Genomic DNA, 12,933 nt, shown 5'->3' with positions numbered 1-12,933 from the left:
GCAGGCACCAGCAGCCGGCTCCGGTGCCGGACCGGCGGGGAAGCGTCGGCCGGCCACGTCCGCGGTGTGCATCGGGCACGGCTTCGCGGGCGTAGTCCACGGGTGTGGGCTTGCTGGTCCTGGTCGCGAGGTTCTGTGCCACGGACAGGCTGCTGCTCGACTTCAGCGGCCGGAGAACCGTCGCCTGCCAAGTACGAGCGGTCGAAGTCGACCACGTTCGGATCAGACCTCGATCCGGCCTTCATGCCGAGCGCGGTGAGATCCCCGACCGACCGCAGGTGGCACGCCTGGATCACCGGATCCCCGCGTAGTGCCCCGCCTGCGGGTTCGGCTTTTCCTTGATCGGCGCGGGATCCGCATCCCGGGATTTCCACCACGACGGTCGCGATCAGCCGGATTCCGGTTTTCAGTTTCCTCTGTTGCCCTGTCCGGCAAGGGAACGGTGCTGAGTCCTCAGTGCGCGGGCGGCAGGAATCCGATCCGCTCGTAGGTCGCCGCGAGCGTGGCGGCCGCGACCTCCCGCGCCCGGTGCGCTCCGGCGGCGAGGACCCGGTCCAGCTCCGCCACGTCGTCCAGGTAGGACTGCACGCGCTCCTGCAGCGGGATCAGCCATTCCACGAGCACCTCGGCGAGGTCCTTCTTGAGGTCGCCGTAGCCCTTGCCCTCGTAGGCCGTCTCGAGGTCGGCCACGGTGCGCTCGGTGAGTGCGGAGTAGATGCTGAGCAGGTTCGAGACGCCGGCCTTCTCCTCCGGGTCGAACCGGACCTCGCGGCCGGTGTCGGTGACCGCGGAGCGGATCTTCTTCGCCGAACGCTTCGGGTCCTCGAGCAGCTCGACGAGCCCGTTCGCCGCGGATGCCGACTTGCTCATCTTGGCCGTCGGGTCCTGCAGGTCGTAGATCTTGGCGGTGTCCTTGACGATGTGCGGCTCCGGCACGGTGAACGTCTTGCCGTAGCGGTTGTTGAACCGCTGTGCCAGGTTGCGGGTGAGCTCGAGGTGCTGGCGCTGGTCCTCACCGACCGGCACCGCGTTCGCCTGGTAGAGCAGGATGTCCGCGGCCTGCAGGATCGGGTAGGTGAACAGCCCGACGCTGGCCCGGTCGGTGCCCTGTTTGGCGGACTTGTCCTTGAACTGGGTCATCCGGCCCGCCTCGCCGAACCCGGTCTGGCATTCGAGCACCCAGCTCAGCTGTGCGTGTTCGGGCACCTGACTCTGCACGAACAACGCGCTCCGCTGCGGATCGACCCCGATCGCGAGCAGCTGGGCCGCCGACCGGCGCGTGCGCTCCAGCAGTACCTTCGGATCCTGCTCCACGGTGATCGCATGCAGGTCGACGACGCAGTAGAAGGTCTCGTGCGTGTCCTGCAGCCGCACCCACTGGCGCAGTGCGCCGAGGTAGTTGCCGAGGTGGAACGAGTCGGCGGTCGGCTGAATCCCGGAAAGCACCCGCAGGCGCCCGTTCTGTTCGTCGGACACGGCTGGATTCTTCCAGGGGCCGGATTCGCGCCGGGGATCAGGGCTGGCGCAACGCCGTGAGCGGCCGGGTGGGCTCGTCGGAGCCGGTGTGCGCACGGGCGGATTCGGCCAGCGCGGCGGCACGCGCCTTGCGCCGCTGCCGCAGGACACCGAGCGTCATCCCGACGATGCCGAGCGCAACCGCCACCAGCCCGACCGGCCCCAGCATGCCGAACCCGGCCGAACCGGTCTCCGCGCGAGCAACCCCGTCGTCCGCGAAAGCCGGCACCCCACCGGCGAACACCAGCACGGAAGCCACAGAGAACACGGCAAACGCCCGACGGGCAAACGCCCCCGGACGAACCGCGGAGAGCGCCTCCGAGACCGGCTGAGCGCCGCGTACCGAGGCGTCCGGCGAAACAACAGCCGGACGCGCGGGCCGCGATGCGTCAGCGACCCCTGGCGGCGTCCCGGCCGAACCGCCGGCGAACAGCGTGGACCGGATCAGGAGATGGCCTGGGTTGCGCACCGGGGTGCCTCCCGAGAAGTGACTGGTTCCCTACGGGCGTCTCACCCGTAAGGATGAGCTCCCCGCGTGCTACTGGTGAAAAAACTACCGAGCGTGTCAAGACCGGTCGGATCTGATCAACTCGGGCGCCGAGACTAGCGCCCACACGGGGAGCCCAAGTGGGCACCCCCACACTCGGTACATCACCGGTGGTCAGCGCGGCGCGACGAAACGCCCCCTGATCCACGCCCCCTCCCCGCGGCGCACCAACCCCGCCAAACGCCGCGGGCACCACCGCACCACCGCACCACCGCACCACCCCAACCCAACTCACGAACGGAACCGCCAGCCCCGACCCAACCCTCCTGGTCGGACCATCCGCCCTGGCCCAGCCCCGCTCGGAACTACCGGCCCTGCCGGGGCCAGCGGTTCCGTCGGGGCCAGCGGTTCCGTCCCGCCCCTCGGTCGGGACCATCCGTCCCGTTCCAACCTGGACGAGGCCAGCGGTCCCGGCACCGCCCTCAGCCGGAACCCGGGTCTTGCGCCGGGACGGGACCGTTCGTCCCGACCCAGCAAAACCGAACGCACAACCGCGCACACCACAGAAGCCACGACCCCGCACACCGCAGGACCACTGCACGCAACCTTGTGCACCGCAACGCGACCACCGCCTCACGCGCCGAGACGCGGATTCGCCACACGGCGTCTCATGTACCCCGGCGCCGCCACGGCGTCCCATGCGCCCGCCGCCACGGCGTCCCATGCGCCCGCCGCGACGGGCGTCTTATGCACCTCCGCGCGGTCTCGCGCGCCGCCGCGGCATCTCGAGTGCCCCTTGCACCACCGCGGCGTCTCACGCGCCCCTATGCGTGGTCTCGGGCATCGCCAGGGCGCCTTGCCCGGCATCGCGTGTGGTCTGAGGCATCGCCACGGCGTTGTGCCCATCACCGCGTTGTCGAGCGCGAGCGCACCGCAGTGGGCGCGGTCTTCCTCCTTCACAACCCCGGACCACCGCCGTGCACATCAGCCCGCTTGCCGATGTCGCCGACCAGCCCGATCCACTCCGCTGAGTCGCCGCTCGGGCAGCGTGCATCACGGGGTGTGTCCACGACTGAGCGAAATGCGTAAAACCTCACCCATTCAGCCGCCGCGACTCACGCTCCGACAGTTATTCACCAACTTCGCTGGTCTGTTCGCGTCGTCTTGGTCGGGAAGGGGCCGCGAAGTCTGTTCACCTCCGCCGGATTGGTCTATACCTCTGTGGTGTAGACCACCAGACCGCGCGACCAAGAGAGCGAGCCCCGATGTCTCTGCGCAGGATCCTCACCACCTTCGCGACCGCTGCCGCGGCTGCGGTCGCGGTGCTCACGCCGGCCGTCGCCCACGCCGCACCCGCTGACGGGTTCCCCGTGAGCGAAGACCAGTTCAACCAGATGTTCCCCCAAAAGAACGCCTTCTACACCTACTCCGGGCTGACCGACGCGCTCAGCGCTTACCCCGAGTTCGCCAACAGCGGCGACGACACGGTGAAGAAGCAGGAAGCTGCGGCGTTCCTGGCGAACGTGAGTCACGAGACCGGCGGCCTCGTGTACGTCGTGGAGCAGAACACCGACAACTACCCGAACTACTGCGACGACGCCCAGCCCTACGGCTGTCCGGCAGGCACCGCCTCCTACTACGGGCGCGGCCCGATCCAGCTGAGCTGGAACTTCAACTACAAGAGCGCGGGTGACGCGCTCGGCATCGATCTGCTGAACAACCCGTCGCTGGTGGAGCAGGACGCGGCCGTGTCGTGGAAGACCGGGCTCTGGTACTGGAACACCCAGACCGGACCGGGCACGATGACCCCGCACGACGCCATCGTGAACGGCGCAGGCTTCGGCGAGACGATCCGCAGCATCAACGGTTCCATCGAATGCGACGGTGGCAACCCCGAACAGGTGCAGAGCCGGGTCGATCTCTACACGAACTTCGCCGGCATCCTCGGCGTCGACCCCGGCGCCAACCTCAGCTGCTGAACGCCCCGTCCCCACACCGTCCCCCCGGCTCCGGCCGGGGGGACGTTTCCGTTGTCCGGCAGCCGGATCAGCGGGGGAACGGCACGTCGTAGGACGCGGTGACCGGGGCGTGGTCGGACCACCGCAGGTCGTAGGACGCGGCCCGCTCGACGACCACCGACGTGACCTTCTCCGCCAGCCCCGGGGTGGCCAGCTGGCAGTCGATCCGCCAGCCCGCGTCGTTGTCGAACGCCTTGCCGCGGTAGGACCACCAGGTGTAAGGACCGGGCCCCGCCGGGTCGAGCCTGCGCTGCACATCGGCGTAACCGGCCTCGTGGACCCGGCCGAGCCACGCCCGCTCCTCCGGCAGGAAACCGGAGTTCTTCTGGTTGCCGCGCCAGTTTTTCAGATCGACCGTGTCGTAGGCGATGTTCCAGTCGCCGACCACCACGACCTCCCGGCCGGCCGCGGCGGATTTCGCGCGCAGCTCCACGAGGTAAGGCAGGAACGCGGCCATGAAGCGCTCCTTCTCCTCCTGCCGCGGGGTACCGACATCGCCGCTCGGCAGGTACAGGCTCGCCACGACCACGCCCGGCAGGTGCATTTCGAGGTAGCGCCCGCTGTCCTCGAACTCCGGCTCGCCGAAACCGGTACGCACTTCGTCCGGCTCGACGCGGCTGTACAGCGACACGCCGCTGCGCCCCTTGGCCGCCGACGCCGCGTGCGCGGCGAACCAGCCCTCGGGTTCGACAACCGACGCGGGCAGCTGCGCAGCCTCGGCCCGCACCTCCTGGCACGCGACGACATCGGCCTTCGTGGTGGCGAGCCACTCGACGAAGCCCTTTTTCACGGCGGCCCGAAGGCCGTTGACATTGACAGTGGAGACGGTCAGCACCCCGCGCACGCTACCCGCCGGGTCCGACAATTCCCGCGCGAGGCGATGCCGCCGGGACCGCCTTCGGACAGACTGGGCGGATGCCACGCCTGACCGTCCTCGGCAGCTGCGGCGCCTGGCCGGAAGCGGGCCGCGCATGCGCCGGCTTCCTGCTGTCCCACCACGGTTTCCACGTCGTGCTCGATCTCGGCTACGGCGCCGCGAGCAGGCTGTTCCAGCACGTCGCGGCAGACCGGATCGACGCGGTGATCGTCACGCACGAACACCCGGACCATCTGGCGGACGTCAGTGCTCTCGGCCGGGCGTGGCAGCACGCCACCGACCGTCGGCTGCCCCTGCACTGCACGCCGGGCACCCTGCACCGGCTCGCCGCGATGGAACCCCGCCCGCACCCGACCGAGATCTTCGACGTCCACGAGCTCGACGGCGAAACCGAGATCGGCCCGTTCCGGCGCACCACCGCGGCCCTGCCCCACCACGTCGTCAACCGGGGAGTACGCCTCACCACGTCCGGCTACACGCTCGCCTACACCGGTGACACCGGCCCGTCGCCGCGGCTCGCCGAACTGGCGCAGGACGCGGATGTGCTGATCTGCGAAGCAACTCTGCAGGGACCGCCACCACGCGACGAACCCCGTTGGCTGATGACCGCCACCGAAGCAGGCCGTCTTGCCGCCACGGCGAACGTAGGGACGTTGCTGCTCACGCACTTCTGGCCGGGCAGCGACCGGGCGATCTCGGTGGCGGAAGCCCGCGCGGAGTTCGACGGCGAGGTACAGGCCGCGGACGAGGGTCGGACGCTGCGGTGAAACACCCTCAGCACTTCGAGCCCTCGACCGGCTGCAGGAACCCCTCGGACACCCACTTGTCCTCGGCGACCTTGCGGAAACCGTTCTGCACCACCGGCTGCGCGTCGAATTCAGCGCCGTTCAAGTACTTCCCGACGATGTTCCCGTCGCCCGCCGGCGTCTCCCGCGCGTTGAGCACGTCCGCGGTCACCGCCACCTTGCACCCGGTCGAAGAGCCCTGCGCGTCGGCCTGGCCCTTCTGGCTCAGCACGTAGATGACGAAGACCGCAACGACGGCCCCGATGATGATCAGCGTCTTCTTCGGCAAACCCAGGATCACAGCCGCTCCTCAGTCGCGAAACGATGACCAGAGTAGAGACCGCAGGACCGGCCGGACCAGGCCTGCGCACGCAGACCACCCGGTGGCGGCAACGTCTGTCACCCCCTGATCACCAAGAGCGACGACCGCTGCAGGGGCCTGGTGCACGACGATGGGCACCTCGGAAGACTCCTCCGAGGTGCCCATCGACTGCTTCGGCCGAAGATCAGCCCTGCGCGATCTTCTTGGCCAGGTTCTCGTCCAGCGTCGCGAGGAAGTCCTCTGTCGTCTGCCACTGCTGGTCCTTGCCGACCAGCAACGCGAGGTCCTTGGTCATCTTGCCGCCCTCGACGGTGTCGACGACGACCTGCTCCAGCTTGTTCGCGAAACCGATCAGCTCCGAGTTGGAGTCGAGCTTGCCGCGGTGCTCGAGGCCACGGGTCCACGCGTAGATCGAGGCGATCGGGTTCGTGGAGGTCGGCTTGCCCTGCTGGTGCTGGCGGTAGTGCCGGGTCACCGTGCCGTGCGCGGCCTCCGCCTCGACGGTCTTGCCGTCCGGCGTGCGCAGCACCGAGGTCATCAGTCCGAGCGAGCCGAAGCCCTGCGCGACAGTGTCGGACTGGACGTCGCCGTCGTAGTTCTTGGTGGCCCAGACGTAGCCGCCCTCCCACTTGAGCGCCGCGGCGACCATGTCGTCGATCAGGCGGTGCTCGTAGGTGAGGCCCTTGGCGTCGAAGTCCGCCTTGTACTCGGCCTCGTAGATCTCCTGGAACACGTCCTTGAACATGCCGTCGTAGGCCTTGAGGATGGTGTTCTTGGTGGAGAGGTAGACCGGGTAGCCGCGGTCGAGGCCGTACTGCAGCGACGCGCGCGCGAAGTCCTCGATCGACTTGCGGTAGTTGTACATACCCATGGCGACGCCGCCGCCCTCCGGGTACTTCGCGACCTCGAACTCCATCGGCGCGGAGCCGTCGTCCGGCGTGTAGGTGATGGTGACCGTGCCGGGGCCGGGGACCTTGAAGTCGGTGGCCTTGTACTGGTCGCCGTGCGCGTGCCGGCCGATGATGATCGGCTTGGTCCAGCCGGGTACCAGCCGCGGGACGTTCGACATGATGATCGGCTCGCGGAACACGACGCCGCCGAGGATGTTGCGGATGGTGCCGTTCGGGCTCCGCCACATCTTCTTCAGGCCGAATTCCTCGACGCGGGCCTCGTCCGGGGTGATCGTCGCGCACTTGACGCCGACGCCGTGCTGCTTGATGGCGTTGGCGGAGTCGACCGTGATCTGGTCGTCGGTGCGGTCCCGCTCCTCGATGCCCAGGTCGTAGTAGTCCAGGTTGACGTCCAGATACGGGTGGATCAGCTTGTCCTTGATGAACTGCCAGATGATGCGGGTCATCTCATCGCCGTCGAGCTCGACGACGGTGCCCTGGACCTTGATCTTGGCCATGAGCAGCGGTGCTCCTTCCGCGGATCTTGCGCGTTCGCTCTCTTCGGTAGCGGTACAAGCGTACTGCTTGACAGAGCTGGATGGTTCCAGAAGTGGTCGGCATCAAGTCTCCTCCACTGCCGTCCACCGCGACGACCGGGGACGGGACGGGCCGGTTCGCCGAACCCGGTGAACCGGGCGGGCATCCCCGCCCCGGAAACGAACACCCCAGGTGATCACGCGGGTACCGAGCGGGCCGGTGGGGGTGCTGCGCGACACCGGGCCGGTGGGACTATTTGCACATGGGATTGTTCACCGTGCCGGAGGCCCGCGCCGAACTCAGCCGGCTGCGCCCGGTGCTCGACGAGCTCGTCCGGGTCCGCGCGGACGCCGCGGAGCTCGTCGCGTCGCTGCGGCCGGGCGGACGGGACACCGAACTCGGCGGTCTGCCCGAATGGAAGGCCGCGCAGGCCCGGCTCGACGACCTGATGACCGCGGTGCAGGAGACCGGTGCCGAGCTGAAGGGGTTCGCGCCGCTGCTGGTGGACTTCCCCGCCACGCTCGACGGCGACGAGGTGCTGCTGTGCTGGCTCGAGGGTGACGAGGAGCTGTCCTGGTACCACCGGGTCGACCTCGGCTTCGCCGGTCGCCGCCGGTTGCCGTGAAATTCGCTGGTCATCAGCACTACGGTGAGCTGGTGAGCGACCTTTTCGACGCACAGGCCCCCGGTTACGACGAAGACCTCTTCCACCCGCTCGTGGCCGGCACCCTCATCGACGGCCTGTCCCCGGAGCCCGCGTTGCTCGTCGACGTCGCAACCGGGACCGGCGCCGCGGCGTTCGCGGCACTGCGGCTGGCACCGGCGTCGGTGCTCGCGGTGGACTTCTCCCCCGCGATGATCGAGCGAGCCAGGGAGAAGGCCGCACAGCTCGATCCCGAAGGACGGATCCGCTGGCAGGTCGCCACCGCGGTACCGCTCCCGGTCGGCGACGGGGAGGCCGACGCCGTGGTGTGTGCGTCCGCGTTGCACTTCCTCGGTGCGACGGCGCTGGCAGAGTGGCGCCGCGTGCTGCGCCCCGGCGGCAGGCTGGCGTTCAGCATCTCGTTGGCGTCGCGACTGCGCCGGGAAGGCGCGATGGGTGAGCTGATGCCGAAAGACCTGCGTATCCCGGCCACCGTCGAGGAGGCCGCCGCGCTGGCCACCGACGCCGGCTTCCACCGGGCGACGGCCCGCGTGGTGACCTCGGACCGAGGCGACCGGATACGGCAGGTGTTCGCGGTGTTCGCCGAGGCTTAACGGTGCAGCTGCGCACCTTTGAGAATCTTGTCCACCGCATTCTTCGGCCCGTGCACGGCGAGACCGGCCAGCGCCAGCTTCTCCGTCGGGACGGCGCGGATGGCGGCCCGGTTGTCGGCGTCGTTGCCGGTGTGGAACAGCTCGTCGGTGAAGATCGGGAAGCGCAGACCGCGGTTCAGTGCACGGGTGTGGGCCGCGGTGAGCACCTCCGCAGTGCCGGAGAAGACGAGCACCGGCTGGCCGAGCATCGGCAGGTATTCGGTGTGGTCGGCGTCCGCGTAGGGCTCGCCGATCAGTTCGGGGGTCGCGTGGGCCAGCCCGCTCACCAGGAATGCGGTCACGTTCAGCCGTTGCCAGGAGGCCAGGTCGTCCCGCAGCAGCACGGCGATCTTCGTATCGAATCGGGTCACGGGGTCAAGCGTCGGACGGCCGGGTGCATCAGGTCTTGTACGTTCTGAACATGACCGTGTCGGCATGGCGTCCACCGGTGCCCGGGATCGCGGAGGCATTCCACGCCCGGTTCACCGAGCACGCGTACCCCGTGCACACCCACGACACGTGGACCCTGCTGATCGTCGACGACGGTGCGATCAGCTACGACCTCGACCGGCACCAGCACGGCGCGCTCGGCACCGCCGTCACGCTGCTGCCCCCGGAGGTCGCGCACGACGGCCGCGCCGCCACCCGGCACGGTTTCCGCAAACGCGTGCTCTACCTGGACGCAGACCTGCTCGAAGCAGCGCTGATCGGTGCCGCCGTCGACCGGCCCAGCCTGCCCGATCCGTTGCTGCGCAAGCGGATCCACCAGCTGCACGAAGCACTTGCCGACCCGTTCGAGGCGGAAAGCAGGCTCGCGCTGGTGGCCGAACGGCTGCGCACGCACCTCGGCCGGCCACCCGGCTCCGGGGCCCCGGACCGCACCCTGGCCGACGACCTGCGCGAACTCCTCGACGAACGGCTGCCGTTCTCGCCGACCCTCGCCGAAGCCGCGGAGGTGCTCGGCGCGCATCCGGTACACCTCGTCCGCGCGTTCGGCCGCCGGTTCGGCCTGCCACCACACCGGTACGTGACCGGCCGCCGCGTCGACCACGCTCGCAAGCTGCTCCTCGACGGTGCCCCGTCCGCTGCCGTGGCAACCGCCGCCGGATTCACCGACCAGGCCCATCTGACGCGGCATTTCCGTCGTTACCTCGGTATCACCCCCGGCCGGTACGCACGAGGATGAGCGAGGTGGAGCGCCTGCGGCCGACGTGCGATCCTGGTCCGCATGCTGCGTGAACTGCACCTGACCGGCAATCCGGCGGCGGACGAGCTGCTGAACGACGATCCGTTCGCGCTGCTCGTCGGCATGCTGCTCGACCAGCAGTACCCGATGGAGCACGCGTTCTCCGGGCCGCGCAAGATCGCCGACCGGATGGACGGCTTCGACCTCGGCAGGATCGCGGCCACCGAACTCGACACCTTCGTCGAACTCTGCGTCACCCCGCCTGCCATCCACCGCTACGGCGGTTCGATGGCCCGCCGGGTGCACGCGCTCGCGCAGCACATCATCGAGCACTACGACGGCAGTACCGAAGGCATCTGGTTGTCCGGGCGCCCCAAGCCGGACGGACCGGAAGTCCTCAAGCGGCTCAAGGCGCTGCCCGGTTTCGGCGAGCAGAAGGCGAAGATCTTCCTCGCCCTGCTCGGGAAACAGCGCGGCGTGCAGCCGAAGGGCTGGCGGGAAACCGCCGGTGCGTACGGCGATCGCGGCTCCCGCCGGTCCATCGCCGACGTCACGGACGCGACCACGCTCGCCGAGGTCCGCGCGTTCAAGAAAGCCGCGAAGGCAGCGGCAAAAGGCTAACGCGCGAACCAGAGCACGTCCGGCTCGCCGCGCGGCACCGGAACCGGCACTACCTCCACCGAAGCGAACCGGCCCCGCAGCCGTTCGGTGAACTCCGGCGCCGCCCCCGCGCTCCACACCGCCAGCACGCCACCCGGGCGCAGCAGCCGGATCAACCGGTCCAGTCCGCTCTCCGCGTAGAGCTGCGCATTGCCTTCCGTGACTGTCCACTCCGGACCGTTGTCGATGTCGAGGCACAGCGCGTCGAACGTCTCCTCCGTGATATCCAGCCAGCGGAGCAGATCCGCCTCGACCACGCGCACCCGTGGATCGGCCAGCGCCGCACCGTGCACCGCACGCAACGGGCCGGTGCGGTTCCACTCGATCACGGCCGGTTCACGCTCGAGCACCACGACTTCGCCGACCCCACCGTGATCCAGCGCGGCACGCAACGAGAACCCGACACCCAGCCCGCCGATCAGCATCCGCGCACCGGACCCGAGCCGGTCCGCCGCACCGGTCGCCAGCAGCCGTTCCGATTCGCCGTTGCGGGTGTCCATCAGGAACACGCCGTTCTCGATCACCTCGAACGCCGCACCGTCGGTGCGCAGCACCAGCTCCCCGCCGTGCCCGGAGACGACTTTCAGCACCTCGACCACGCCGGGCAGCTTCTCACGCCGGCACTTCCTCCTGCGCGGGCCGGGCCGGGGTGCGCGTCCCCCAGAAGAGCAGGAGCACCACGACGGCCACCGCGGGCAGCACCGCGGCCACCTCCGGCAGCACGGCAGGCCCGGCCGTGGTCAGCACCGCGCCGCCGGCCACCCCGGACAGCCCGACCCCGAGGTAGATCGCGGACGCGTTCAGCGACAGCGTGAGCCCGGCGTGCCCCGGGGAGAGCTCGATCAGCCGATGCTGCACCGGCGGGCTGAACGCCCAGGTCCCCAGTCCCCACAGGAACAGTGCGACGGCCGCCCCCGCGACGGTCCTGGTCGCGATCGGCAGCAGCACCAGCACCACGGTGACCAAGACCAGCACGAACAGCACCGGTCGCCGCGCACCCCACCGGTCGGCCGCGCGGCCGCCGGCGAAGTTGCCCACCGCGCCGCCGATCCCGTAGCAGAACAGCAGCGCCGTGACGGTCCCGCCGGACACCCCGGTGATCGCCGTGAGCAACGGGGAGATCAGCGTGTAGACCATGAACGCGGCCAGACAGGCGAGCACCGTGGTGACCAGCAGCGCGATCACCCGCCGGTCCCGCGCCACGGCGAACCGCTCGGCCAGCCGCACCGCGGGCGGCGCCGCGACCTGCGGCAGCACGAGCCGCACGGCGACCGCACTCGCCAGCAGCAGGACCCCGACGAGCAGGAACGCCGCCTCGTAGTCCAGTTGCTGGGAGATCAGGCTGCCGAGCGGCACCCCGAAGATCAACGCGACGGTCAGCCCGCCGAACACCACCGCGACCGCCCGGCCGCGACGATCCGGCGTGGTGAGCTCCGCGGCCACCGCACTGGCCGCCGGGGTGAACACCGCGGCGCCGACCGCGGTGACGATCCGGGCGAGCAGCAGGGTCACATACCCCGGCGCGATCGCCGCGAGCAGGTTTCCGGCACCGGCCACGACGAGTGCGGCCACGAGCAGCTTCCGCCGCTCCCACCGCCCGGTGGCCGCGGCGAACAGTGGCGAACCCACCGCGTAGGCGATCGCGAACGCGGTGACCAGCTGTGCCGCGGCGGTCGCCGAGACAGCCAGCTCGGCGGTGAGCGACGGCAGCAGCCCGGCCACGATGTAACCGCTGGTGCCGACGCCGAAAGCACCGAACGCGAGCACGAGGTTCCGCGCCGCGGCCGAGGACGAAGCGGTGGACATGGACGTCCCCCCAAGAAGAACGGATGGATTAGTTCGACGAACGTCGTAGTTCGATGAATACCGTACACAGTGGCGCCGACAATTTCGAGGGAAGTCGTACTATGGGAACCATGTCCGGGACCGTGCCGCTCTCCCCGCTCGTCCATCCCGAGCGCGGCGAGATGACCGTCGAGGCCGTGCTGCGGGCGCTGGCCGATCCGGTGCGGCTGGCGATCGTGCGGCAGCTGGCCGCCACCGGCAGCGAGATCGCCTGCGGAGCGCTCGACGTGCCGGTGACGAAGTCCACACTGACCCACCACCTCTCGATCCTTCGCCAGGCCGGCGTGGTGACCGGCAGACAGGACGGCACCACCCGGTTCAACTCGTTGCGCCGCAACGATCTCGACGCACTGTTCCCCGGACTGCTGGACGGCGTGCTCGCCGCGCCGCGCTGAACGTCGCGTTACGTGAACAGCCTCACCCGGATACCGGGATGACAACGGCACCCCTCTTCGGTTGAACTGGATCGCAGACAGCACCACGGCGTCGGCGCCGCCAGCGGCTGTCTTGTTTTT

15 protein-coding genes are annotated in these 12,933 nt (G+C 69.5%); 7 read left to right on the top strand and 8 right to left on the bottom strand.

Translation table 11 applies throughout. The features are described from left to right. Nucleotides 1-453: 453 nt before the first annotated feature. Both trpS and ABD793_RS11470 read right to left on the bottom strand, forming a co-directional pair. Nucleotides 454-1,476: a tryptophan--tRNA ligase gene (gene trpS, locus ABD793_RS11475; protein WP_344858566.1), complete on the bottom strand. Its 1,023-nt coding sequence runs from the start codon at nucleotides 1,474-1,476 to the stop codon at nucleotides 454-456. A gap of 37 nt (nucleotides 1,477-1,513) precedes the next feature. Further along, nucleotides 1,514-1,774 (bottom strand): hypothetical protein, encoded by a 261-nt coding sequence (locus ABD793_RS11470; protein ID WP_425548685.1) that lies wholly within the window; start codon nucleotides 1,772-1,774, stop codon nucleotides 1,514-1,516. 1,493 nt (nucleotides 1,775-3,267) lie between these two features. Between ABD793_RS11470 and ABD793_RS11465 the strand changes: the two genes are divergently transcribed. Next, the gene (locus ABD793_RS11465) at nucleotides 3,268-3,981 is read left to right on the top strand and encodes a chitinase (RefSeq protein ID WP_344858563.1); all 714 of its coding nucleotides are present in this window, start codon (nucleotides 3,268-3,270) and stop codon (nucleotides 3,979-3,981) included. Nucleotides 3,982-4,048: 67 nt separating this feature from the next. Here the strand turns inward: ABD793_RS11465 and ABD793_RS11460 are convergent, their stop codons facing one another. Next, nucleotides 4,049-4,864, bottom strand: coding sequence for an exodeoxyribonuclease III (locus ABD793_RS11460; protein WP_344858561.1), 816 nt, complete (start codon nucleotides 4,862-4,864; stop codon nucleotides 4,049-4,051). Between the two features lie 71 nt (nucleotides 4,865-4,935). Between ABD793_RS11460 and ABD793_RS11455 the strand changes: the two genes are divergently transcribed. After that, on the top strand, nucleotides 4,936-5,664 hold the full coding sequence (locus ABD793_RS11455; protein WP_344858558.1) for an MBL fold metallo-hydrolase: 729 nt from the start codon (nucleotides 4,936-4,938) through the stop codon (nucleotides 5,662-5,664). Nucleotides 5,665-5,671: 7 nt separating this feature from the next. Here the strand turns inward: ABD793_RS11455 and ABD793_RS11450 are convergent, their stop codons facing one another. After that, complete coding sequence (locus tag ABD793_RS11450; RefSeq protein ID WP_344858556.1) at nucleotides 5,672-5,983, bottom strand: SH3 domain-containing protein; 312 nt, start codon at nucleotides 5,981-5,983, stop codon at nucleotides 5,672-5,674. Between the two features lie 205 nt (nucleotides 5,984-6,188). After that, entirely contained in the window at nucleotides 6,189-7,412 is a 1,224-nt protein-coding gene (locus tag ABD793_RS11445; RefSeq protein WP_344858554.1) for an NADP-dependent isocitrate dehydrogenase, read from the bottom strand. 281 nt (nucleotides 7,413-7,693) lie between these two features. Here ABD793_RS11445 and ABD793_RS11440 point away from each other — a divergent pair, with 281 nt between their 5' ends. Both ABD793_RS11440 and ABD793_RS11435 read left to right on the top strand, forming a co-directional pair. Continuing rightward, a complete protein-coding gene (locus ABD793_RS11440) occupies nucleotides 7,694-8,056 on the top strand; it encodes a DUF2203 domain-containing protein (RefSeq protein WP_344858551.1) in 363 nt (120 codons plus the stop codon). A gap of 32 nt (nucleotides 8,057-8,088) precedes the next feature. Next, complete coding sequence (locus tag ABD793_RS11435; RefSeq protein WP_344858549.1) at nucleotides 8,089-8,688, top strand: class I SAM-dependent methyltransferase; 600 nt, start codon at nucleotides 8,089-8,091, stop codon at nucleotides 8,686-8,688. Here the strand turns inward: ABD793_RS11435 and ABD793_RS11430 are convergent. Further along, nucleotides 8,685-9,098: a DUF2000 family protein gene (locus tag ABD793_RS11430; protein WP_344858547.1), complete on the bottom strand. Its 414-nt coding sequence runs from the start codon at nucleotides 9,096-9,098 to the stop codon at nucleotides 8,685-8,687. The two genes, ABD793_RS11435 and ABD793_RS11430, sit on opposite strands and share 4 nt — an antisense overlap. Nucleotides 9,099-9,148: 50 nt before the next feature. Between ABD793_RS11430 and ABD793_RS11425 the strand changes: the two genes are divergently transcribed. Together ABD793_RS11425 and ABD793_RS11420 are read left to right on the top strand one after the other, a co-directional pair. Continuing rightward, entirely contained in the window at nucleotides 9,149-9,913 is a 765-nt protein-coding gene (locus ABD793_RS11425) for an AraC family transcriptional regulator (RefSeq protein ID WP_344858545.1), read from the top strand. 42 nt (nucleotides 9,914-9,955) lie between these two features. Next, on the top strand, nucleotides 9,956-10,534 hold the full coding sequence (locus ABD793_RS11420) for an HhH-GPD-type base excision DNA repair protein (protein ID WP_344858542.1): 579 nt from the start codon (nucleotides 9,956-9,958) through the stop codon (nucleotides 10,532-10,534). Here ABD793_RS11420 and ABD793_RS11415 read toward each other — a convergent pair. Then, a complete protein-coding gene (locus ABD793_RS11415; protein WP_344858540.1) occupies nucleotides 10,531-11,172 on the bottom strand; it encodes a spermine/spermidine synthase domain-containing protein in 642 nt (213 codons plus the stop codon). The genes ABD793_RS11420 and ABD793_RS11415 overlap by 4 nt on opposite strands. A 13-nt stretch (nucleotides 11,173-11,185) precedes the next feature. After that, a complete protein-coding gene (locus ABD793_RS11410; protein WP_344858538.1) occupies nucleotides 11,186-12,379 on the bottom strand; it encodes an MFS transporter in 1,194 nt (397 codons plus the stop codon). A 110-nt stretch (nucleotides 12,380-12,489) separates the two neighbouring features. On the opposite strand from ABD793_RS11410, the gene ABD793_RS11405 reads away from it, so the two are divergent. Then, on the top strand, nucleotides 12,490-12,813 hold the full coding sequence (locus ABD793_RS11405; protein ID WP_344858536.1) for an ArsR/SmtB family transcription factor: 324 nt from the start codon (nucleotides 12,490-12,492) through the stop codon (nucleotides 12,811-12,813). The last annotated feature ends 120 nt before the right edge of the window (nucleotides 12,814-12,933 follow it).

Source organism: Amycolatopsis ultiminotia (assembly GCF_039536925.1).
Classification (GTDB): Bacteria; Actinomycetota; Actinomycetes; order Mycobacteriales; family Pseudonocardiaceae; genus Amycolatopsis; species Amycolatopsis ultiminotia.
This window is presented reverse-complemented; position numbering and strand designations above follow the sequence as displayed.

Coding starts and splice junctions, on each gene's coding strand:
- ABD793_RS11420 (WP_344858542.1), top strand. CDS start 9,956: ATGCTGCGTGAACTGCACCTGACCGGCAATCCGGCGGCGGACGAGCTG.
- ABD793_RS11455 (WP_344858558.1), top strand. CDS start 4,936: ATGCCACGCCTGACCGTCCTCGGCAGCTGCGGCGCCTGGCCGGAAGCG.
- ABD793_RS11425 (WP_344858545.1), top strand. CDS start 9,149: ATGACCGTGTCGGCATGGCGTCCACCGGTGCCCGGGATCGCGGAGGCA.
- ABD793_RS11445 (WP_344858554.1), bottom strand. CDS start 7,412: ATGGCCAAGATCAAGGTCCAGGGCACCGTCGTCGAGCTCGACGGCGAT.
- ABD793_RS11410 (WP_344858538.1), bottom strand. CDS start 12,379: ATGTCCACCGCTTCGTCCTCGGCCGCGGCGCGGAACCTCGTGCTCGCG.
- ABD793_RS11440 (WP_344858551.1), top strand. CDS start 7,694: ATGGGATTGTTCACCGTGCCGGAGGCCCGCGCCGAACTCAGCCGGCTG.
- ABD793_RS11405 (WP_344858536.1), top strand. CDS start 12,490: ATGTCCGGGACCGTGCCGCTCTCCCCGCTCGTCCATCCCGAGCGCGGC.
- ABD793_RS11465 (WP_344858563.1), top strand. CDS start 3,268: ATGTCTCTGCGCAGGATCCTCACCACCTTCGCGACCGCTGCCGCGGCT.